Here is a 22,096-nt window from a genome sequence, read left to right as displayed (position 1 = left end):
CGCGATCAACTTGGCTTCTTGGTTACCAGAGTAAGAAGGCCCTTGGAGTCAAGACTGGCAACAACCACGGCAGCGGACGTCAGGCCCTTTTCCTTCAGAGCGGCAGAAACCTGCGGCGATGCGTCGATGGAGGTGCGCAACTGCTGCATGTCTTTATCAGTGCGCTTGGATACGGCGTCATTGACCTGGGTTTTGGTACCCGCGGGCAATTCATTGATGTCAACGATATTGATCGTCGTGATTGGAACCGTGCCGGACTGCGCCGGTTTAGCGCCCTTGGTGGCGGGTTGTTCGGCGGTTGGGGTCTGTGGCGCCGCAGTTTGGGCATAGGCAACAGATGTGGCGAGCGGGAAAGCAGCGCACATTGCCAAAATCATCATTTTTCGCATCGTTTTTCCTTTCGAATGATTGGCGAACGATCATCTTTTGATGACTGGCGCAGTTCACATGCCGAATTCGATCTGAAGCGGTCCATTGTTGGGTTATTTGGAGGCAATATGGCGACGAAACCGTGGCGTCTCATACCAGTTGCATACTTGATCCTGCTCATTGAAGGCCATTCAAAAGGGAAGTCCCATGCCCGCTAAAATTACCCGTTCCGCCTATGCCCGCATGTTTGGTCCGACTGTCGGCGATAGGGTGCGCCTTGCCGATACAGAACTGTTTATCGAGGTGGAGAAGGACTTCACGGTCTACGGCGAAGAGGTGAAATTCGGGGGCGGCAAGGTTATTCGCGATGGCATGGGGCAAAGCCAGATTGCGCGCGCCGACGGGGCTGTCGATACGGTGATCACCAATGCGCTGATCGTCGATCATTCCGGCATCTACAAAGCCGATGTGGGTTTGAAAAGCGGACTGATCGTTGCAATTGGCAAGGCAGGCAATCCTGACACCCAGCCGGGCGTTACGATTATCATTGGCCCCGGTACCGAAATCATTGCCGGTGAAGGCAAAATTCTGACAGCCGGCGGCGTAGATGCGCACATTCACTTTATCTGCCCGCAGCAGATCGAGGAAGCCTTGATGGCGGGTATAACCACCATGCTCGGCGGCGGCACCGGTCCAGCCCATGGCACACTTGCAACGACCTGCACGCCAGGGCCCTGGCATCTGGCTCGGATGATTCAGGCCTTCGATGGCATTCCGATGAATCTCGGTCTTTCCGGCAAGGGCAATGCCTCGCAGCCTAAAGCTCTGGAAGAGATGGTCCTCGGTGGTGCGTGCTCGCTGAAACTGCATGAAGACTGGGGGACTACGCCTGCCGCCATCGACAATTGTCTTAACGTTGCCGATCAGTTCGACATTCAGGTTATGATCCACACCGATACATTGAACGAGAGCGGTTTTGTCGAAGATACAGTTGCGGCTTTCAAGGGCCGCACCATCCATGCATTTCATACGGAAGGCGCAGGCGGGGGACATGCGCCTGATATTATCAAGATTTGCGGTCTGCCGAACGTCATTCCGTCATCGACAAACCCGACGCGGCCTTACACCAGAAACACTATCGCTGAACATCTCGACATGCTGATGGTCTGCCATCACCTGTCGTCGTCCATTCCAGAAGACGTCGCCTTTGCCGAGAGCCGCATTCGCAAGGAAACGATTGCTGCCGAAGACATACTGCATGATATCGGCGCGTTTTCGATTATCTCATCCGACAGTCAGGCCATGGGCCGCGTCGGTGAAGTGGCCATCCGAACCTGGCAGACCGCCGACAAGATGAAACGTCAGCGCGGCAGCCTGCCGCAAGAAACCGGCGACAACGACAATTTCCGCGTCAAACGTTACATCGCCAAATACACGATCAATCCGGCAATCGCGCAGGGCATGTCAAAGCATGTCGGTTCGATCGAAGTCGGAAAGCGGGCTGATCTTGTCCTATGGAACCCGGCATTCTTCGCGATTAAACCGGATATGGTGATCCTTGGCGGTTCTATCGTAGCCGCACCAATGGGTGATCCGAATGGATCAATCCCGACACCACAACCGGTACATTATCGTTATATGTTCGGTGGCTTCGGCAAGAACCTCACCAATTCTTCCGTGGTGTTTGTCAGCCAAGCCTCAATCGATGCGGGACTTCGTCAATCTCTCGGCACAGACAAACAATTGGTCGGTGTTGAGAACACGCGTGGTGGGATTTCCAAGGCATCGATGATCCACAATGATGCGACCCCACACGTTGAGGTCGATCCAGAAACCTATGAAGTGCGCGCCGACGGCGAACTTCTGACATGTGAACCGGCAACAGTGCTGCCAATGGCACAGCGCTATTTCCTGTTCTGAGGAGAATGAACCTATGAAACGCGTCACCGGGCACGACCATGCCGGTCACTATCACGGCACACCTTTTGATCAGATCGTTCTGGCGCACGACGAGCGGCATCTGCGCCGCAAAGTACTGACACTCATTAAGGGCGAACAAATTCTCGTTGACCTGCCAGACCCGATCGCCTTTGCCCATGGCGACGTTCTCATTCTGGAAGACGGCCGCATCGCCGAGATTGTTGCGGCCGAAGAAGCGCTTTACGAGGTGACGCCGCGCAACCGGCAGCATCTGACAGAACTTGCATGGCATTTGGGCAACCGGCACCTGCCAGCCCAACTGGAAGAGGCGCGTATCGTCATCCTGCGCGATCATGTCATTAAAGCAATGCTGGAGGGGCTCGGAGCAAAGGTCACCGAAATCAACGCTCCATTTCACCCTTTGCGCGGCGCCTATCACAGCGGCCACGGGCATTCCCATGATGATCATGACCATCACGATCACCACCATGATCACGGGCACCATCACCACGCCCATGACTGATATGGGCTCAAACCTTGCGCTGCTGCGCCTCATGACATGGCTATCGCCAGCCTTTCCCGTTGGCGCTTTTTCCTACAGCCATGGCATTGAGCGCGCTGTGCATGACGGTCTGATCCACGATAAAATCTCTCTACGCGATTGGCTGGTCGATCTTCTGCATCACGGCTCTGTCTGGAACGATGCTGTTCTGTTTGCTGCAAGTTGGCGCGCGACAAATGACGGCTATGCTTGCGAGGATATCATTACGCTTGGCGAGGCTATGGCCGGTTCGAAAGAGCGGCATATGGAAACCATGCTTCAGGGCAGCGCTTTTGTCCAAGCAGCCGAACATTGGCAGACTGATGACCTCAAGCTTGCAAATGAAATGCCCTACCCGGTAGCGGTCGCTGTCATTGCCGCACGCAACGGGATTGCTCTCGAAGCGGGGCTGGCTGCCTTCCTGCATGCCGTTCTCTCCAATCTCATTCAAGGTTCTGTGCGATTGATACCGCTTGGCCAAAGCCATGGCGTGGCGCTTATGGTCGAGATGGAACAGCATATTTTGACAATCACCGCTCGCGCGGCCGCATCAAGCCTTGATGATTTAGGATCTGCTGCGATCTTGTCCGAGATCATGGCCATGCAACATGAAACACAATATTCGAGGATTTTTCGCTCATGATCTCGCAAAATGGACCACTTCGCGTGGGAATTGGCGGGCCTGTCGGCTCGGGCAAAACCACGGTGACCGAGATGCTGTGCAAGGCATTGCGTGACCGGTATTCGATAGCTGTCGTAACCAACGACATCTATACCAAGGAAGATGCACTCATCCTCAATCGGCTACAGGCTCTGGCGGAAGACCGGATCATGGGTGTGGAAACCGGCGGCTGTCCGCACACCGCCATTCGTGAGGATGCGACGATCAATCTTCAAGCCATTGCCGAGATGAACAAACGCCACCCGGATCTCGATATCGTTTTCATCGAATCCGGCGGGGACAATCTTGCCGCGACATTCTCGCCTGATCTCGCCGATCTGACGATTTATGTAATTTCAGTTTGCCAGGGCGAGAAAATACCCCGTAAAGGCGGTCCCGGCATCACGCGCTCTGATCTCCTGATCATCAACAAAAAGGATTTGGCGCCCTATGTCGGCGCCAATCTCGATGTGATGGAATCGGATACCAAGGTTCAGCGTAAGGGAAAGCCTTACGTCTTCGCCGATATGCTGCGGCGCGATGGCCTCGACGAAGTGATTGCCTTCATCGAGGCGGCTGGTGGTCTGCGTCAGGCCGCCTAAGCGTTGGCGCGGACAGGCTCCGGCTGTTTCTGACCAAGCATGACGTCGGCCAGAATCTCGTAGGAGCGGATACGCGCCTTGTGATCGAAGATATGACCCGTCACCATGACCTCATCAGCGCCGGTGCGCTGGATGAACTCCTGGACGCCCGCCTTCACTGTTGAAGGCGATCCGGCAACCGTGCAGGACAATGACTGTTTCAGAATTGCCCTTGCATGCAGATCGAGCGTTTCCTCATAGCCTTCAAGCGGCGCAGGCAATGGTCCGGGATTGCCGGTACGCAGATTGACGAAAGCCTGTTGCTGCGAGCTTTTCAGCAGATGCGCTTCAGCGTCTGTTTCTGCAGCAAAGACGTTCAGCCCCAACATGACATAGGGCTTCGCTAATTGTTCCGATGGTTCAAAACGAGCCCGGTAAATGTCGACGGCCCGCTCCATTTCCGCTGGCGCGAAGTGCGAGGCGAAAGCGTAGGGTAAGCCAAGTGCCGCCGCGAGCTGTGCACCAAACAGGCTCGAACCCAATATCCAGATCGGCACATCAAGTCCTGCACCGGGTACGGCCTGCACCTTCTGCCCCGGTTCCGGCTCGCGGAAATAGCCCATCAACTCGACCACATCCTGCGGGAATCCGTTGATATCCTGCTCAAGATTACGGCGCAATGCATGCGCTGTGATCTGATCAGTTCCGGGCGCGCGGCCAACACCAAGATCGATACGTCCAGGGTGGAGGGAAGCCAGCGTTCCAAAAGCTTCGGCCACCATCAAAGGCGCATGATTGGGCAGCATGATGCCACCCGAGCCAAGGCGAATCGTCGAGGTTCCCGCCGCTACGTGAGCGATGACTACCGCTGTCGCAGCGCTGGCAATACCGCGCATATTGTGGTGCTCGGCCAGCCAGAGGCGATTATAGCCAAGGCGTTCGGCATGCTGCGCCAAATCGAGCGAATTGCGGAGAGATTGCGCGGCATTGCTGCCAACGGGAATCGGTGAAAGGTCGAGAACTGAAAGCGGGGTCATTGCCTAGATATAGGCTGCCGATCTTCGCGTACAATGCGCTAAAACCGATTCATGATTCACAAAAATTGAAGTTCTGTTCAATGGAGAAGAGGTCGTCCGCGATAAGCAGCACTTATTATCGGCAGCTAATTCTTGAGAACGCGCAATCCGGCAACTTCAGCATGCAATTCCATTCCAACAAGCGCACGTGTTTCCTGTGACAATTGCTCATCGGATTCGCGGATAGCAGTCTCAATGAAATAAGCGATCATTTCGAAACCTTCACCATCGGCAATAGCACATAGTTTTGAGAGTTCTGCTTTCAATATTCTTAGTGTCTGAACTCTTTTATTCATGCTGTTCTCTCCACAACCCACGAACTGCAATACTATTTTTCTTTTCACTGAAATCTTCACACTATTACAGACAAAAATCCATGCCACCTGCGGGAAGATCAACAAATTCCGCGATGCATCGGATGGATATTTGGCACGTTAGTTAATTGTTCTTACTGATTATGGTGAAAGTTTCTGCTGAACATTAGTCGTAAAATGTACAATTTGAAAAGCCCTAAACCGATCACAAGTTGTAGCTCTTCATCTTACTTTAAGTTAAATTTATTTAAAAATGTAATGACCTATCGACAACGCCATGAATGCATTCAAGTATTTTATTTACTATGAGAAAAGCCGATTAAAACCGCGACATTTGTACCTGTGGTTTTCCGCATATTTCTTTCGATCCGGACTTCATAGCCTTGTCGATAATGCCGGAAGCGAGGTCTGAAACTACTTCCACGGCAATATCTTCCGGCAAACCCGTCTCGGCCATTCCTGCTTTCATCGCCGACTCGCTCGCAGCACTATCCGTGCCGCAGAGATAAGCCTTGGCATCCAGCATGGCGGCTTGTTCAAATTTCCTGTTGTTGACGTCGCTATCTTCTGATTGAGCCAGAGTCTGGCCTTTCATACTGAAAGCACCAGCAGACGGGACAGCAAAAGCAGACGCAACCAGCGCCATAACAACGATTGGCATAGATGTTTTATGATTAAGCATCTCTCCAGCCTCGCGATTTCCAGAGCACAACGTGTTTTGTCATGGCTCTTTACGCATTATTAACGAGCAGAAGACGGCAGAAGTTCCCAAACGACGGTCAAGAAGGCGTGATGGTCGCTTGATCAGCACGTCATTTATGCTGCATTGCACCAGACGCATTGCTGCTATGCAATATTATCTGTATTAAATCATTCCAATGGAGTTATTCTGACATCAGGAATTTTCGACAGCGTCACCTCCTCCCGGCTCTGTCGAAACGGTCGGCCTCTTCTCCTCCCAGAAGGCCTTCCATAACCAACGAAGCCCAGCGCACCTCCTCCCGCGCTGGGTTTTGTTGTTTCTGGACCTCCCCAAAGATCATTTTAAAATCTCAGCCATCCATAGAAACAAAAACACCGCCCGAAGCAGTGTGCTTGAGGCGGTGTTCTAAAACCCGAATAACGTCTGTGTTTTGCTCAGGCCAAAACCTTATTGCACGGCGTTTTGGGCACCCGGCGTTTCCGGGACCTTCGAAGGCGTGGCCTTCTGAGTCAAAGACTTGGGCGGAGGCACAAAATGCGTGTCCTTCGCTGCGAAAGACGTCCCGGTTTCCGATTTTGATCCACTCGTGCAGGCCGCAAGGACCGTAAGAGACAAGACAGCCAATGGTAATGCAATGCGCATTCAACATTCCTTCGTTTGCGTGAGAACCGCCCAAGCGACACTTAAGACAATCGCGCTGGATTGACCACCCAATCATGGCGATTAGACGTCACATAGGAGTGCTGTCCGATTTATACAAACTCTTATGCGACGGCCGTGGCCATTCTCTAACGGATAAGAATCGCTCTCAGATCATTGACATTCGTCCCTGTCGGTCCCGGCACGAAGAGATCATCAATTGCATTGAAGGCGGACCAGGCATCGTTGCTATTGAGATAAGCCGAAGCATCAAGCCCTTTTGCCAGCAGCCGCGAAATAGTACCGCTATCAGCAAAGGCGCCCGCATTGTCTTCTGAACCATCGATACCGTCCGTATCGGCGGCAAAAGCAGTGATACCATCGGCTCCATCGATATCTATAGCGAGCGACAGCAGAAACTCACTGTTGCGCCCGCCCTTGCCCTTGCCCCGCACCGTAACGGTCGTTTCACCGCCGGAGAGGATAACAACAGGCTTCGTAAAAGGCTGGTTCTTTGTCAGCACCTGCTTGGCAAGCGCAGCGTGCACATGCGCCACTTCGCGCGCTTCGCCCTCAATCGCGTCAGAAAGGATTACAGCGTCAATACCAAGATCGCGAGCTACCCTTGCAGACGCCTCCAGCGATACTGCTGCCGAGGCGATGACATAATGCTCATGCGCCGCGAATTCTGGATCGGAGGGCTTGGGAGCATCGGCATTGGCCGATTGAAGATGTTTCAGGGCAGCAGGCGGCAGAGCGAGATTGTAACGTTCGACAATCCGCAATGCATCTTCCCGCGTGGTCTCATCGGTGACGGTCGGACCGGAAGCGACAAAAGCTGGATTATCGCCGGGAATGTCTGAAACGATCAGTGAAAATACGCGGGCGGGATGCGCCGCAGCCGCGAGACGCCCACCCTTGATGGTAGAGAGGTGCTTGCGCACCGCATTCATAGCGGAAATCGGCGCCCCTGATGCCAGCAGCGTTTTGTTGACGGCGATCTCGTCTTCGAGTGTCATGCATTCCGGCGGGGATGGCAGCAAGGCCGAGCCGCCACCGGAAATCAGCGCAATAACCAAATCATCTGCCGTCAGTCCGGCAACGGTTTCCAGCAGCCGTTTGGACGCGACAAGGCCTGCAGCATCCGGCACCGGATGTGAGGCTTCGATAATTTCAATGCGTTCGCAGGGCGCGCCAAACCCGTAGCGCGTGACGACAACGCCTTCAATTGGCCCGTCCCAGGCTTTTTCAAATGCCCGCGCCATCTGCGCTGAGCCCTTCCCCGCACCAATGACAATCGTCCGGCCCTTGGGCTTGGGTGGTAAATGTGCGGCGATGGTACGTTCCGGATCAGCAGCCTCAACAGCCGCTTCAAAAAGCTTTATAAAAAATTCCCTGTCCTGCATTCGCGTCACATATCCAGATCAAAAACAAACACACCGTCAACGCCACCCACGGCAGACGCGACAATGCGCGAGCCAAGAGCTTGATGTCTGTCGTCAACGAGATAGGCATCGCGGGCCCCGGCATCCGAAAAATCGATAATGAAGCCGTCAGAAAAACCTTTATCCATGCCAATTTCCGGGCTCACATTGGAACCGGCCCGAAAGGCCAGAACACCTGCAAGTTTTGTGCACAAAGCATCAAGGTCACTGTAAATTGCTTGCCGATCCGAGGCGCTGGCCTCTTCGCGAAAGCGAATGAAAACACAATGGCGGATCACTGGGACAGCTTTCGTATTTTGTGAGCCGGTTGCCTCGATACACAGTGGAACCAGCCTTGTTTGAACTCAATCGACGCGCATCCTGACGAGATTGCCGAAAATTGCGAGCGCTAATTCCGCTTCTACCAAAATAAACTCTTTATCAATTATGAGAGCAATCGCTCCACCGAGAGTGCCATCGCCAAAAGACGGCGATCGGCTCCATGGCGTGCCAACAGCATCAATCCTCCCGGCATCGCCAGATCAGGCATGGGTAGACTGATCGCTGTCAGGTCGAACTGGTTGGCAATTTGGGTATTGCGCAAAAGCAGCCCTTCCGTTTGCTTGTAGAATTCGTCGCTCTCAACCACCGAGGCAATCAGGGGCGCCGTAATGGGCGTCGCCGGCATGGCTAAAAAATCATAGGACGCAATGAACTGATCCATCTTGAGCACAAGAGCCCGCCGCTTTTGAATGACGTCAATATAGGCCGCCTCGGAAACCGCCAGACGCCGCAACAATGGCCGTTGAACACGTTGATCGACATTGAGATTGCTATCATTCAACCAATCCGCGTGGACGCGGCTGCCTTCGATCCCGGCAATAGAGCCGGCGGCAGTGGCATCGGCCATTTCATGGATCAAACCGTCAAGCGAACATTCGACCAGAACAGCGCCTGCCTTCTGGCACGCCTGCAGACTGCTTTCCAATGCCTTTGCTATGGCTGGTTCCAGCGCGTCGAGCACATGGCCCTGTGGAACGCCGATACGCAGCCCCGTCAGCGATAGAGGCTGGAGCGCCAACGGCTGCTCCCCGGCCATAATGGCATCGGCAGATGCACAATCTGCGACCGATCGAGCCAAGGGACCAATTGAATCAAGCGTCGGGGACAATGGAAACGCGCCCTGCAACGGTATTCGGCTTGCGGTTGGCTTGAACCCGACAACGCCGTTAAGCGCGGCAGGAATGCGGATGGAGCCACCCGTATCCGACCCAATGGAGATTTCGCTCGTGCCATCCGCCACGGAAATGCCCGCACCAATGGATGACCCGCCTGCCACATTTTTTGCATCAACCGCGTTTCCGGCAACCGGATAGTGTGGATTTAGCCCAACTGCGGTGAAGGCAAATTCAGTCATGATCGTTTTACCGGAGATAACAGCACCGGCATCACGTAAGCGCTGGACAATCACCGCGTCCGCTGTGGCGGGCGGCGCATTCCGGCGCATAACCGAGCCGGCCAATGTAGGCTCACCCGCCACATCGAATAAATCCTTGATGGAGACGATTTTGCCATCCAACAACCCAAGGCTTTTCCCCGTTCGTGCGCGTTCGTCCGCTGCATCAGCTTCTTTGCGTGCCGTCTCGGGATAGAGTCGGACAAATGCTCGACCGTCTTCTTGGGAAAGACGCTGCAGACTTTGCTCAAGCCGGTCGCGCGCAGAAACAGCTGATTGAGACAAACGCGTCCTCCCCTTTATATCGCAGATATTGTCTATCACTGCATATGCCAGGAAATCAAAAGAGTTTCCGGGAGCAAAAATGCTGCTATGCAACATAGTCAATGCTGCCATGCAACATTAGCAATTTCCAATCGTTTGAATAGGCATCACTATTTCCCTGGGAGGTTTATCAAAAATAAGGGGAATACCAGATGAAACTCCGCAATCGCATCCAGAAATGGCGCCAGTATCGTCAGAACCTGCACGAACTTCGGCTGTGCTCCGATCGCAATCTTGCTGATCTTGGTATTGCACGCTCCGACATCCACCGTGTCGCGTGGCAGGCTTGCAACTAATGCTTGAGCGTCTAGCATATGTTTGATTGTTATAGCAGGCCAAGGCTGGCCTGCTTCAGTGGCCAATACCGAATGAATAGTTCCAGGTAACGCCGACCGCCGTTTGATTCTTGGAACCAAGTCGCGGCACAATCGGGCTTTCCGCTGCATCGCCTGCGAGGCGATCATATCTGCCGAAAACTTGAACACTCCACGCATTCGAGAACGTATAGGTAGTAGCTGCCACAACGCCATACGACTTGATGCCCCCACCGGGGCTGTAGGCTTCAACACGATGGTTGGCCTGGGCTTCCGCCTCGCTCACGCCAAAGGCGTTCTTCATATAGGTTTGGTCAGCAATCGAGAGACGCGGACCCACCGAGAACAGAAAACTGTTATAGCGCTGGAAAACATCCGCTGACAGATCCGCGACCAATCCGCCTCTGTCCTTGAAGGCTTGTCTGATTTCGGCGCGCACACGCAAACGATCTTCTATCGGCCAGTATTGCGCAAACACACCACCGTCGACTGTAAACGAGACGCGATGGAGCCCGACAAAAGCCTTGTCATCAGAATGACTGCGACCAGAGCGCAATCCAACAACGGGCCCCAATTCCACCCCGCCAAGGGTAAAAAGCGTATAATCGATATTATCATCGGGCGCGCTCATGCCCTCCGGCTCATCGCCGCGACGAATGTCAAAGGAAGGCATGAAGCCAAATCCGTTGAAGCGTGCGCCTTCGAACTTGCTGCCATATTCGACACTGGCACCCAGCGTGACGATCCAACGAGCTGGATTGACCGGCTTACCGTCACTGGCAACTGGGTCCTTATCAGCCGCCAGAGCGCCGCTGAAACAGCCCGCAACAAGACCGGCGCATGCCAGTGCCGTAGCAAGTTGTCTTTTACCCAGATACGTCATGGTACGCCGGCTACCCCAAAATCGCAGCAATCGAACTGCCTGTGTAATTATAGACGGCTTCAGTAGCAAGTGCTTGTCATTTTAGATCGATTGATTGGCCGCCAATTCCACCTTCAAATGCCCCAGGTTCGATGGAATTTGCTTGGCTTTTCATTGAGCTATAGATGAATTCTTTGAAAACTGTTGCTCAGGAAACTATCAGATACGAAAAACCAAGTTAACTGATTTCCTCCTCTTCACGCTAAGCATAGCAATCGCAGAGGCGATGCAGCTTCTCGCGATCTTGATGGTCTGCAATAAATCGCTCTTTCCACGAGCAATTTAACTTTGATCTTTGTTTCGAAATCACCACTGACGATAGGGTAGGTAGAGGAGATTCATTTAAGCCCATCAACGCGCCTAACTTGGCCAAAGATTGTTTCGGATCAGAGATCACATCTTCGTAAACAAAACTAAGGGGCTGTATACCGGCCGCAGCGAAATACAGTTGCCATCTTGCATTCTCTTTGACAATTTCGAGCAGCAGCTCTTCTATAAGGTCCGAATCGTAATCCGGCTCGCCAAAAGCGTCCTGATTTGAACGAAACTTGCCCGTTTGAACTGCCAGTGCCCATGATATTGCTTGGCCAATGAGGTCGCGTCTTGTGAGGAACACGAACGAGAGATTAGGTAAATATGACCTCCAATGTATTTTACTGGAGATAATATCGTGCTGGTGAGCGAAAAGCTTTAAACCGTAGATTCCGTTTTGAGTTTGTCCATTTGAAAGCGCAATTCTCAGGCGACCTTCGACACTATCATCGTGAGCAGGATCATCCACCAGGCGACCCTCTGGCCAATTAAAATATTCATCAGGATTACCCAAAACATTTGTGCTGCTGATGAGTTCACACAGATAGTTACTACCAGTTCTAGGTGATGTGCATATAGCAAACCCCTTCAGGTCTTCCGGAATCATTTCCCTCTTTCCGGCGCTTTGCGCCTTAATTTATGTTCCCCATAACATTTAGATTCGCCGATGGTTCTTGTGCAACATTTTCGGCTCTGTTGACCTATCAAAATGCTGTGATTTTTTGCGTCGACTTGACGCTGGATTCGCCACGAACTTGCACGCGCCCGAGCGTGGCCCAGGGCGCTGCATTATCTATGAAAACTGTCCGCTGGCGGAATGCTCTGTGCGTACGGGCTATGAATTAGCCTACCAATGGAGGCTGTGTAACGGTAAGGCTCTCTTTGCCCTGTCCTAGTTGGATATTAAACGTGTGGCCTATCGAGCCCTTCTCGAAAACGGCCAAAGCATTGTACATGCTCATCGAGAGGGTAGTTTTCGAGAAATCAGATTCTTGAACGGATCCTCTGGAATACTGGGCATTTAATTCGTCCATAAGGTCTTTGCACAATTCAATGAATGTTCCCGGTCGCTTATGTCCACCGCCAAATTCATCCCAGTACGCCGTCTGAAGATCTTCGACAAAGTAAATCCCATCTCTCGTCACATGGGGATAGAGAAACTGAAATGACGCTACAACGTGCTTTGTGATGTGACTCCCATCATCCAAGACAATATCCGGAGGGCCAAACTCCCGGAGGACGGTTCCTAGAAAATCCGGGTTAGACTGATCGCCGATCCTGACCTGTATCTGATCTTCTTCGAAAGCTTTGCATTCGGGGCGAATATCTAGCCCGACGATAGTTGCCAGAGGCCCCAGATATTGCTTCCAGAGCTGAAGCGATCCGCCTTCGCCACAGCCAATCTCGAACATGACCACTGGTCTGTTTATGTATCGGGAGAAATGCTTTTCATATACTGGAAAATAATGCTTCCATTTATGAGCAATTCGACCTGGATGATTAAGAAAAAGCGACCATAACATCATCGATGATTCCGTATGAATAATGTTTCAAGCTAAAACATGGATCGCTTGTTTCCAATGCTGCTTTTGATTTCACCAAAATTATTTCGTATATTCCAGAAAAAGCACGTAATTCTCGGTTACACAGCGCTCTGCACTTAGCTCCGAGTTGTTCCATGTGCTTTTTCTTTCATACTACCCTCCGCAATCAGGGCGATCACCGGTCACACCACCAGTAAAACGAACCAATACACAAGGACAAGCCATCAGTAAGTTACTGAATAGGTTCGAGCGATTTCATGGAAGAAGGAGAACGGAGATATTTGTCCCAGCTTCTGATGAGCAGAAGGATGGCTGGCCGAATTTGCCAGATAGTGCATAGGGCGATAATAAAAGAAGAAAAGTGGTGCCCAGACGCGGATTCGAACCACGGACACGCGGATTTTCAATCCGCTGCTCTACCAACTGAGCTATCTGGGCACTTCAGGCATTTCCGTTATCCGGCAAGCCTTTCTGGCGGTGTTGACTTTCCGTCAGAAGCGGGTGGGTTATAACACTAAAAATCCCCCTGTCCAGCATCAACTCGCGAATTTTTTGCCCTTTTTCTGCCTCTTGCAAACAGCATGCATTGGTGCGTTTGTTGAAGCTGTTACGGGATAGGATTCGCATTCCATGAGTGAAACGGGGGACAAGGCCGCCAAGAGCAGTGTTTTTGGCTGGGGAATCGTCGGAAGCGGTGAAATCGCTCAGCGTTTCGCCGCTGATCTCGCACATGTGCCCGATGCAGCCCTTGTGGCCAACCACTCCCGGTCGCTTACCAATGCCGAACAATTTCGTGACGCGTTCGGTGGCCGGACCGCCTATAGCGATTATGATTCTTTTCTGGCCGATCCCGGTATCGACGCCGTTTATATCGCAACGCCCAATTCCGTCCATCTGGCGCAATCGCTGAAGGCTGTGCGTTCCGGCAAAGCAATTTTGACAGAAAAGCCCCTGGCCCCATCCCATATGGAAGCCGCAGTCATCCAGCGCGAAGCGGCACGAATCAAGGTCTTCGCAATGGAAGGGCTGTGGGTGCGGTTCCTGCCCGCTGTCATTGCTGCAAAAGCCAAGATCGACGCGGGCGGGATCGGTACGATCCGCCGGATCACTGCGGAACTTAGTTATGCCCATGACTTTGAAACCGAAAGCCGGCTGTTCAATCGTTCTCTGGGTGGCGGCGCGACGCTTGATCTGGGCATTTGCTGCGTGTCGCTTGCCATGCATTTCCTTGGTCAGCCGCAGAAAGTATCCGGCTTGTGGCATGCCGCGCCCAATGGCGTTGACATGAGTTCCGATATCACCCTGCATTATGACGAGGCTGAAGCTGTCCTTTCCTGCGGCTTTGACCGGGATGGAGCGAATCATTTTGTCATTGAAGGCGCACAGGGCGCACTCCGGCTCGACGGGGATTTTGTCAAAGCCCAGCGAATAACGCAGTACAGGCCGTTTCTGGCTGCAACGCCGTTTGGCCCTCTGAAGCGGCCTCAGGGCTTTCTGGGCAAGCTGCTCGACCGGTTGCCTGTACCCGGACGCCATAGCGAAGACTATCCGTTTGAGGGCAGCGGCATGCAATTTGAAGCCATGGCGGTGATGGACGCCATTCGAAATGGTGAAAAGACGTCGAAGATCATGCCATTGATCGATAGTATCAACGTGCTGCGAGCGATCAACATTGTGCTTGGGCAACCCGCCACAACAAAAATTATCAAACTTTAGAAGGCGGTTGCGGGCCGCAGATCTCAGGAACTCAGTCTTCGAGATCAGTCTCGCTGTCGTCGGCGCTTTCAACGGCAGGCAGCACATAAGCGCCACTCAGCCAGCGATTGAGGTCAACATTCCGGCACCGGCTCGAACAAAAAGGATAATGCTCGCGCTGGGATGGTCGTTTGCACTCGGGGCACGGCCGCGTCGACCGCAATGGCGTTACGTTCGCCGCGCTTTTGTTTTCGTCCGTCAATTGATCGTCCCGTTTAATGTCTTGACGATTGCCAGTTGGCATAGACCGGATAGCCTTCGCCATGCAGGAGGCTGGCAGTCTCATAGAGAGGCAAACCAACCACATTGCTGTATGAACCCACGAGCTTGACGACAAAGCCGCCCGCAAGCCCCTGAATGGCATAACCACCGGCTTTGCCGCGCCATTCGCCCGAAGCAAGATAGCTTTCCAGCTCTTCGCGGGAAAGACGCTTGAAGCGCACGCGCGTCTCAATCAAATCCTGCCGGATCTTGCCCTTGGGTGTCACCAGGCAAAGACCGGTATAAACACGATGCGAGCGGCCGGACAAAAGCCGCAGGCAGCTTGTCGCGTCATCAAGAATTTCAGCCTTTGGCAAGATGCGGCGGCCAACAGCCACCACCGTATCGGCAGCAATAATATAGGCATTGCCAAGCTCGGCGTCGCCTTTCAGCTCGCCTGCTACCTTTTCAGCTTTCGTACGGGACAGGCGGCGCGCCAGCGAACGCGGATGTTCCGCACGCAAAGGCGTTTCATCCACATCGGCAGGCAGCAGCCGATCCGGCTCCAGGCCGATCTGACCCAGCAGCGCCAGCCGGCGCGGTGAACCAGATGCCAGAACCAGTTTGTGTTGATCGCTCATGAACGCATTCCTGGAAATTCGTGTCCAGCGGACAAGCCGGGCCGAAGCCCCTAGGACTTATTTGAAGCGGTAGGTAATGCGACCCTTGGACAGATCGTATGGGGTCATTTCAACAAGAACCTTGTCACCTGCGAGAACGCGAATGCGGTTCTTGCGCATACGGCCGGCCGTGTGAGCAATAATTTCATGATCATTTTCGAGCTTTACCCGGAACATCGCGTTGGGCAACAGCTCCGTCACGAGACCGGGAAACTCTAGTACTTCTTCTTTCGCCATGCGTAGTTCTATCTCCAAAAAACAAATTTGCGGTCACACTCGACCGCAATTTTGCGCGGAACCTATAGTATTGCGCGCCATTTGTGAACAAGGGAGTTTGATGCAACTGTGCACGGCCTCACAAGGCCGCAAATTGCCTAGCCAAAACGCTCTTGAATATGATGTTTGAGGTTATCGCGCACGTCGCGATAGGCCTCCATGATCTGATCACGCCGCCCACGCACCAGCGTTGGATCGGGTGTCGGCCAGTATTCGACATTCACTGAGGTCGTCCGCGTCAATTCCAGCACCATGTGATGGGCCTTGGGGGACAACGTGATGATCAGGTCGAAATAGTCATCTTCGAGCTCCTTGAAAGTGCGGGGATGCGAAGAAATGCGTTTCAAGCCCAGTTCTTCCAGCACCGCATCGACAAAGGGATCCGGTTCACCCTTCTCTACACCGGCAGATGCGATATAGACGCGTGGCGGCAGAAGACTCCGCGCCAGGGTTTCAGCGATGGGCGAGCGGATGGAATTCATTCCGCAGATGAAGAGCACTGCGGTCGGCATCACCCGTTTGGCAGGATCCTGTTCGTCCGGGAGCTTTACCGGCTCGATGCCCATAGGATCGCTCATCCCCGCCAATGCAGCACACAAACCAGGGTAAAAAGGCGGCGAGCCGTATCGAAATCCACTTCGATCTTGCCGTTCAGCCGGTCCATCAGCGCTTGCGACCCCTCATTATGCAACCCCCGGCGGCCCATATCGATCGCTTCGATCTTGCTCGGGCTGGAGGAGCGGATAGCCTCGTAATAGCTCTCGCAGATCAGGAAATAATCCTTCACAACCTTGCGCAGTGGCGTCAATGACAGAATATGGGTCACGACATCATCGCCGGTTTCACGCGAAATGGCGAAAACCAGCCGCGACTCGATCAGGGAAATCTTGAGGCGATAGGGACCCGCCCCCTCATCGCTGACCGGGCGGAAACTGTTCTCTTCGATGAGATCGAAAATGGCAACGGCGCGCTCATGCTCGACATCCGGCGTAGAGCGGCCGATGGTCTCGTCCAGCTCCACATCAATCAGTCGCGCATCGGCATTGCCCGTTGCTGTCATTATCGTCCTATAGGTTCAATCGTATGGCGACGGAATTGCCATGTGCATCGAGACCTTCGGCGCGCGCGAGTTCTATCGCCGCTGGTCCCAGAGCACGCAGTTGTTCCACACCCAGCTTCAGGATGGACGTTCGCTTCACATAGTCAAGCACTGAAAGGCCAGACGAGAACCGCGCCGACCGTGCCGTCGGCAGAACATGGTTGGAGCCCCCGACATAATCGCCGATCACTTCAGGCGTATAGCGGCCAAGGAAAATAGCACCGGCATTACGCACACCGGCCAGCAATAATTCGGGATCAACCGTTGCAATCTCCAAATGCTCCGCAGCAATGCGGTTGACAAGCGGCAGAGCGGATTCGAAATCCTGAACGTAGATGACCGCGCCGTAATCGCGCCAGCTCGCGCTGGCAGTTTCGGTGCGCGGCAGTGTTTTCAACTGGCGTTCGACCGCCGCGATAACCGCCTCGCCAAAGGTCTCGTCATTGGTGATCAATATCGATTGCGATGCGGTGTCATGTTCGGCTTGGGCCAGAAGATCGGCGGCAATCCAGTCCGGATTGTTATCGCTATCGGCAAGAATCAATACTTCGGAAGGTCCGGCAATCATATCGATGCCAACCGTGCCGAAAACGCGGCGCTTGGCGGCGGCCACGTAGGCATTACCGGGACCAATGATCTTGGCAACCGGAGCGATCGTTTCCGTGCCATAGGCCAGGGCAGCAACGGCCTGTGCGCCGCCAACACGATAAATCTCGGATACACCGGCAAGACGGGCAGCAACCAGAACCAGCGGATTGAGCTTGCCATCGGGCGACGGCACCACCATCACGATGCGTTCCACACCGGCAACCTGAGCCGGTACGGCGTTCATCAGAACCGAACTCGGGTAGCTGGCCGTGCCCCCAGGCACGTAAAGGCCAACCGATTCCACCGCAGTCCAGCGCGAGCCCAGTTCCACGCCCAGCGCATCGGTGTAACGGTCATCCTGAGGCATCTGGCGTTGATGGTGGGAATGAATGCGGTTACGCGCCAGCTTGAGTGCTTCGACGGTTTCGAGTGGAGCAGCGGCAACAGCCGCGTCAATTTCGGCTTCAGTTATGGCGATACCATGCTGAACGAGGTCAATACGGTCGAAACGCTTTGAATAGTCGATGAGTGCCGCATCGCCCTCAGTACGAACCCGGTGGATAATATCAGCCACCACCCGGTCAACGTCCTCCGATATCTCGCGTTTCGTCAAAAGAAACGCGGCAAAACGGGATTCAAAATCGGGTTCGGATTGCCTTAACACCAATGCCAATGTGATCGCTCCTCTTGCCCGTCAGGCATCATGTTCCGGCTTGAATTCGGTATCCCAGGCAGGGCCGAGATCGGCAAATTGTGCTTCGATCGCCTCCACTTCCAGCCGCAACGCCTTGTTGGCTGCAAATGTCAGCTCGATCACCCCTGACGGGGCATCCCCAAGAATGAAGCGGATTGACAGAAGCGAAAGAACATCGTCCTTGAACTGACGGTCTATGCCGGTGGCTTTGAGGCTGTTCACGCGCGCGAAATGCAGCGCTGTGCGGCGGCGTTCAAAGCTGCGGTGACGCTTGCCGTTGGCGGCCTGCTCCCAGACAAAGCGGTTGACACCAAGCACTAGCCGCTTTTCAGCGGGCAAATAATCGATATCGCCAATCTTCAGCACGGAATCCTGCAGATGCGCAGAAAGGATTTGCAGATCTTCCTCATCAAGCGCGATGAGTTTGAGAGTGTCCATGTCTACCCTTTGCATGACTGTTCAGGCTCATGGCGCGCGCAACGCGCGCCACATTCCCTTTCCTGTTAGAGGAAAGTACAGGCAAATGGAATTCTACTGTTGGGATAAAGTGCAGCAGATCAGTCGCTGATGCGCTCAACCACTGCGCCGCAACGGGAGAGTTTCTCTTCCAGACGCTCAAATCCGCGATCGAGATGATAAACGCGGTTGACCGTCGTTTCGCCCTCAGCCGCCAGACCGGCGATAACGAGAGATACGGACGCACGCAGATCGGTCGCCATAACCGGCGCACCTTTCAGGCGTTCCACGCCTTCGATCTTTGCTGTCTGGCCCGACAGGGAAATCTTTGCGCCAAGACGCGCCAGTTCCTGCACGTGCATGAAGCGGTTTTCGAAAATGGTCTCGGTAATGTGCGATGTCCCCTTTGCCTTGGTCATCAGGCCCATGAACTGCGCCTGCAGATCGGTTGGAAAACCGGGGAAAGGCTGCGTTGTGACATCAACAGGCATGATGCCGTGGCCATTGCGCACGATGCGCAGGCCGGAATTGGTCTCGGAAATTTCCGCCCCAGCCTGACCAAGTGTCGTCAACGCTGCGGTCAAAAGGCTGGCATCGGCGCCTTCGAGAATGACATCACCACCCGTCATCGCAACGGCCATGGCATAAGTGCCCGTCTCGATACGGTCAGGGATAACGCGAACGCGTGCGCCCGAGAGACTGGTGACGCCTTCAATGGTGATTGTCGGCGTACCAGCACCACTCACACGCGCACCCATGGCATTCAGGCAATCGGCGAGATTGACGACTTCCGGTTCCTGCGCAGCGTTTTCGATAACGGTTTCACCCTTGGCAAGGGTCGCAGCCATCATCATGACGTGTGTGGCACCGACCGATACTTTCGGGAATGTGAAGCGGGTGCCGATCAGGCCGCCCTTGGCGCTGGCTTTGACATAGCCATTCTCGATCTCGATATTGGCACCAAGCGCACGAAGGCCATCAATGAACAGATCCACCGGACGCGTGCCAATGGCGCAACCACCCGGCAATGACACCGTGGCGACACCCATACGGGCCAAAAGTGGGCCAATGACCCAAAAGCTCGCACGCATCTTGGACACAAGTTCATAGGGAGCGACCGTATCTACGATATTGCGTGCTGTGAAATGAATGGTGCGGGAATAAGCGCCATCCTGACGTTCGCGGCGGCCGTTGACGGAGTAATCAACGCCATGATTGCCAAGAATGCGGATCAGCTGCTCGACATCCGCCAGATGCGGTACATTTTCGAGTGTCAGCGTGTCATCGGTCAAAAGCGACGCGATCATCAACGGCAATGCCGCATTTTTGGCACCGGAAATCGGAATGATGCCATTCAGCTTGTTACCGCCAACAATCTTGATGCGATCCATAGTGTGTCACTTTCGCGGGGATATACCCGTCCTGTCGTTGAGACCCTTTGCAGAGCCGGTGATCTAAACCATAGAAGAGAATGGTTCAAGAAAGGCTTTCAATCGATGCACAATCGATCATGATTCCGAAGATGCGGTATCTGAAGGCAACTTTTCGGCTGCAGTGATTCCCTCGTCGCGTTCATCTGCCTCCCCCGAACGGCGTGAGCGGGTTTGGTGCTTTCGCCGCGCCAGATTCGCCCGCAACTGCTCGGAACGCCGCTTTTCACGACTTGATTGTTCGGAATTCGGGTTTTTCGAAGACGGCGACGTCATATTCTGTCTTTCCAGTCCAGGCCCGGCAAATGGGACTTTTATCCACATGAATACAGGGCTTTTGGGCAATAGTGTTATTTTGCCAAAGAGATTACGAATGCTTGCTTGCGATTTGAGCAATGATATGGCAGAAGTCCGCCGCGTTCGCAAATCAGCTGCGGTAGCTCAGTGGTAGAGCACTCCATTGGTAATGGAGAGGTCGAGAGTTCAATCCTCTCTCGCAGCACCATCCCATCTATTTGAAATCGTTGAAGTCCTTGCACTCAAGGGGACTTTTGATCGTTCTAAGGTTGCGACGTTCGCCACGAATTCCAAATTTCCAGTAGTAGGCAAAGGCTCGCGTTTTTTAAATGCTGCCGGCAAATATTTTGCCCGAATCGTTATTCTCTGAGACTTACGTCCTTACCTCGAAAATAAAACTGCAAAGCCTCACAATGAAACGCATTGTCATTGCCTTTGCTCATCGTATCCAAACAAATGGCCGCATAGCATTTCAATCAGATTGACGAGTGCACGGTCTAGTCAAACCGGCTTATCCATTCCATGGTTTCTTCAAGGGCATCCAGCGGCTCCGGAACGGGAAAAAGGCCAATCTTGTAATCTTCGAAACGAATTGGCTTTACCGCACTCGCGACGCGCCGATAATCGTCGATGACCAAACCCCGGTTAACGTCACCGATTTGAGCCTGGTCGCCTGCCTGAATGATGATCCCCCCACTATATTCGTGAATGGGACACGTCTCTCCCATAGCCGCCGCCAATTTTTCCACCCCACCCACTCTGTGGGAAAAATCCGCCGACAGGACAGTCAGCCAGTTGGTCGTAAAAAGGTATTGACTGTTATGGGGCTGAATTTCGACGGTAAACATACTGCTGTCGCCGCAATGCAGACCGGGAAACCGCTTGAGATAAGGAAAAGCATGAAGTTTCGTGGCAGTGCTGCCATAGATGATATCAAACAGGATACTCAAACCGCAAAAGCCATGCAAGGGCTCCAGCTGCGAGCTCCAATCGCGCACCAATTCAAGCAAACGCGCGTGACCATGTTTTATTACCCAGCCTGCCGATATAAACGCCGAGATCGAGGATCTATCAACTGGCATGAGCTCGCCGGGCTTATCGGGAGCCACACAGCTGGCTGCGAAACCAAAATGGCCCACACCATCGTCTTCCCCGCCTTTTCCCGTCGGCCCGTGGGAGAAAACTGCAAAATCGACAGGTTCCTTTTCCGGAATTTTTTCGAGTTTTGACGCACTGCTCTCGAGGAAAGACAGGTCTTTAAGCCGGCGAACGCTATCAGAACCGGGGGCCTGATAATGGCTCAGATGATCTACGAACAGATGGCAATACTGCTTATAGATATTGAATGCAGCCATGCGCTTTGGAAGTGTGCCGCCCTGGTCAAAAAACAGGGTAACGCAATATCCGATGCGAGCCGCCACATTGCCCTGATTATCCCTTATTTCGAGGTGATCCAGCTCCGCGATAGCCGCTTGCTTCGCCTCACTGCGCCCATGGTCGGATGCGTTCACCAATCTCTC

The 22,096-nt window shown here is 53.6% G+C and carries 26 protein-coding genes and 2 tRNA genes; 7 read left to right on the top strand and 21 right to left on the bottom strand.

From position 1 onward, the window contains the following. Positions 1-5: 5 nt before the first annotated feature. Positions 6-380, bottom strand: a complete 375-nt coding sequence (locus tag HB779_RS08390) for a hypothetical protein (protein WP_244642491.1) — start codon at positions 378-380, stop codon at positions 6-8. A 196-nt stretch (positions 381-576) separates the two neighbouring features. Between HB779_RS08390 and ureC the strand changes: the two genes are divergently transcribed. The 4 genes from ureC to ureG are packed head-to-tail and all read left to right on the top strand — an operon-like array spanning position 577 to position 4,093. Beyond that, a complete protein-coding gene (gene ureC, locus HB779_RS08385; RefSeq protein WP_188345268.1) occupies positions 577-2,289 on the top strand; it encodes an urease subunit alpha in 1,713 nt (570 codons plus the stop codon). Positions 2,290-2,302: 13 nt separating this feature from the next. Continuing rightward, the gene (locus HB779_RS08380; protein ID WP_188345267.1) at positions 2,303-2,812 is read left to right on the top strand and encodes an urease accessory protein UreE; all 510 of its coding nucleotides are present in this window, start codon (positions 2,303-2,305) and stop codon (positions 2,810-2,812) included. Next, positions 2,748-3,473 (top strand): urease accessory protein UreF, encoded by a 726-nt coding sequence (locus HB779_RS08375; protein WP_371823899.1) that lies wholly within the window; start codon positions 2,748-2,750, stop codon positions 3,471-3,473. The genes HB779_RS08380 and HB779_RS08375 overlap by 65 nt, the downstream gene beginning before the upstream one ends. Then, positions 3,470-4,093, top strand: a complete 624-nt coding sequence (ureG, locus tag HB779_RS08370) for an urease accessory protein UreG (RefSeq protein ID WP_188345266.1) — start codon at positions 3,470-3,472, stop codon at positions 4,091-4,093. The genes HB779_RS08375 and ureG overlap by 4 nt, the downstream gene beginning before the upstream one ends. Here the strand turns inward: ureG and HB779_RS08365 are convergent. From HB779_RS08365 to HB779_RS08340, 6 genes are all read right to left on the bottom strand, one after another. Further along, positions 4,090-5,109 (bottom strand): LLM class flavin-dependent oxidoreductase, encoded by a 1,020-nt coding sequence (locus HB779_RS08365; RefSeq protein ID WP_188345265.1) that lies wholly within the window; start codon positions 5,107-5,109, stop codon positions 4,090-4,092. The two genes, ureG and HB779_RS08365, sit on opposite strands and share 4 nt — an antisense overlap. 125 nt (positions 5,110-5,234) lie before the next feature. Beyond that, positions 5,235-5,444 (bottom strand): hypothetical protein, encoded by a 210-nt coding sequence (locus HB779_RS08360; protein WP_188345264.1) that lies wholly within the window; start codon positions 5,442-5,444, stop codon positions 5,235-5,237. Between the two features lie 337 nt (positions 5,445-5,781). Then, positions 5,782-6,174 (bottom strand): hypothetical protein, encoded by a 393-nt coding sequence (locus HB779_RS08355; RefSeq protein WP_188345263.1) that lies wholly within the window; start codon positions 6,172-6,174, stop codon positions 5,782-5,784. Between the two features lie 779 nt (positions 6,175-6,953). Next, entirely contained in the window at positions 6,954-8,210 is a 1,257-nt protein-coding gene (locus HB779_RS08350; RefSeq protein ID WP_371823898.1) for a glycerate kinase, read from the bottom strand. Positions 8,211-8,215: 5 nt separating this feature from the next. Next, positions 8,216-8,527, bottom strand: coding sequence for a Dabb family protein (locus HB779_RS08345; RefSeq protein WP_188345261.1), 312 nt, complete (start codon positions 8,525-8,527; stop codon positions 8,216-8,218). A 146-nt stretch (positions 8,528-8,673) separates the two neighbouring features. Then, the gene (locus HB779_RS08340; protein ID WP_244642490.1) at positions 8,674-9,969 is read right to left on the bottom strand and encodes an amidase; all 1,296 of its coding nucleotides are present in this window, start codon (positions 9,967-9,969) and stop codon (positions 8,674-8,676) included. Positions 9,970-10,160: 191 nt separating this feature from the next. Here HB779_RS08340 and HB779_RS08335 point away from each other — a divergent pair, with 191 nt between their 5' ends. After that, positions 10,161-10,304: a DUF1127 domain-containing protein gene (locus HB779_RS08335; protein WP_188345260.1), complete on the top strand. Its 144-nt coding sequence runs from the start codon at positions 10,161-10,163 to the stop codon at positions 10,302-10,304. Between the two features lie 55 nt (positions 10,305-10,359). Here HB779_RS08335 and HB779_RS08330 read toward each other — a convergent pair whose 3' ends face one another. The 4 genes from HB779_RS08330 to HB779_RS08315 all read right to left on the bottom strand — a co-directional run bounded on the left by HB779_RS08330 (position 10,360) and on the right by HB779_RS08315 (position 13,538). Further along, a complete protein-coding gene (locus tag HB779_RS08330) occupies positions 10,360-11,205 on the bottom strand; it encodes a MipA/OmpV family protein (protein ID WP_188345259.1) in 846 nt (281 codons plus the stop codon). A 241-nt stretch (positions 11,206-11,446) separates the two neighbouring features. Further along, positions 11,447-12,163: a Stf0 family sulfotransferase gene (locus tag HB779_RS08325; RefSeq protein ID WP_188345258.1), complete on the bottom strand. Its 717-nt coding sequence runs from the start codon at positions 12,161-12,163 to the stop codon at positions 11,447-11,449. Positions 12,164-12,398: 235 nt separating this feature from the next. Then, a complete protein-coding gene (locus HB779_RS08320) occupies positions 12,399-13,082 on the bottom strand; it encodes a class I SAM-dependent methyltransferase (RefSeq protein WP_188345257.1) in 684 nt (227 codons plus the stop codon). 380 nt (positions 13,083-13,462) lie between these two features. Beyond that, positions 13,463-13,538 (bottom strand) — tRNA-Phe (locus HB779_RS08315). 192 nt (positions 13,539-13,730) lie between these two features. On the opposite strand from HB779_RS08315, the gene HB779_RS08310 reads away from it, so the two are divergent. Next, a complete protein-coding gene (locus tag HB779_RS08310; RefSeq protein ID WP_188345256.1) occupies positions 13,731-14,816 on the top strand; it encodes a Gfo/Idh/MocA family protein in 1,086 nt (361 codons plus the stop codon). A 31-nt stretch (positions 14,817-14,847) separates the two neighbouring features. Here the strand turns inward: HB779_RS08310 and yacG are convergent, their stop codons facing one another. The 9 genes from yacG to HB779_RS25395 form a co-directional block, all read right to left on the bottom strand. After that, positions 14,848-15,057 (bottom strand): DNA gyrase inhibitor YacG, encoded by a 210-nt coding sequence (yacG, locus tag HB779_RS08305; protein ID WP_371823897.1) that lies wholly within the window; start codon positions 15,055-15,057, stop codon positions 14,848-14,850. A gap of 13 nt (positions 15,058-15,070) precedes the next feature. Then, a complete protein-coding gene (locus HB779_RS08300) occupies positions 15,071-15,697 on the bottom strand; it encodes a Maf-like protein (protein ID WP_188345254.1) in 627 nt (208 codons plus the stop codon). A gap of 57 nt (positions 15,698-15,754) precedes the next feature. Then, complete coding sequence (gene infA / locus HB779_RS08295) at positions 15,755-15,973, bottom strand: translation initiation factor IF-1 (protein ID WP_188345253.1); 219 nt, start codon at positions 15,971-15,973, stop codon at positions 15,755-15,757. A 137-nt stretch (positions 15,974-16,110) separates the two neighbouring features. Further along, positions 16,111-16,578, bottom strand: a complete 468-nt coding sequence (locus HB779_RS08290; RefSeq protein WP_188345837.1) for a low molecular weight phosphatase family protein — start codon at positions 16,576-16,578, stop codon at positions 16,111-16,113. Between the two features lie 8 nt (positions 16,579-16,586). Beyond that, complete coding sequence (locus tag HB779_RS08285) at positions 16,587-17,072, bottom strand: UPF0262 family protein (protein ID WP_188345252.1); 486 nt, start codon at positions 17,070-17,072, stop codon at positions 16,587-16,589. A 7-nt stretch (positions 17,073-17,079) separates the two neighbouring features. Beyond that, on the bottom strand, positions 17,080-18,372 hold the full coding sequence (gene hisD, locus HB779_RS08280; RefSeq protein ID WP_188345251.1) for a histidinol dehydrogenase: 1,293 nt from the start codon (positions 18,370-18,372) through the stop codon (positions 17,080-17,082). Positions 18,373-18,393: 21 nt separating this feature from the next. Further along, positions 18,394-18,831 (bottom strand): DUF2948 family protein, encoded by a 438-nt coding sequence (locus HB779_RS08275; protein WP_188345250.1) that lies wholly within the window; start codon positions 18,829-18,831, stop codon positions 18,394-18,396. Positions 18,832-18,950: 119 nt separating this feature from the next. Then, positions 18,951-20,240, bottom strand: coding sequence for a UDP-N-acetylglucosamine 1-carboxyvinyltransferase (murA, locus tag HB779_RS08270; protein ID WP_188345249.1), 1,290 nt, complete (start codon positions 20,238-20,240; stop codon positions 18,951-18,953). A 117-nt stretch (positions 20,241-20,357) separates the two neighbouring features. After that, entirely contained in the window at positions 20,358-20,555 is a 198-nt protein-coding gene (locus HB779_RS25395) for a hypothetical protein (protein WP_244642489.1), read from the bottom strand. 154 nt (positions 20,556-20,709) lie between these two features. Here HB779_RS25395 and HB779_RS08265 point away from each other — a divergent pair. Continuing rightward, positions 20,710-20,784, top strand: a tRNA-Thr gene (locus tag HB779_RS08265). A 289-nt stretch (positions 20,785-21,073) separates the two neighbouring features. On the opposite strand, the gene HB779_RS08260 is transcribed toward HB779_RS08265, so the two are convergent. Next, on the bottom strand, positions 21,074-22,087 hold the full coding sequence (locus tag HB779_RS08260) for a type VI immunity family protein (protein ID WP_188345248.1): 1,014 nt from the start codon (positions 22,085-22,087) through the stop codon (positions 21,074-21,076). Between the last annotated feature and the right edge of the window lie 9 nt (positions 22,088-22,096).

Origin of the sequence: Phyllobacterium sp. 628 (assembly GCF_014189505.1) — a bacterium.
In the GTDB taxonomy this organism is placed as follows: domain Bacteria; phylum Pseudomonadota; class Alphaproteobacteria; order Rhizobiales; family Rhizobiaceae; genus Phyllobacterium.
Note: the sequence above shows the minus strand (reverse complement) of the source record. Positions and strands in the feature narration are given on the sequence as shown.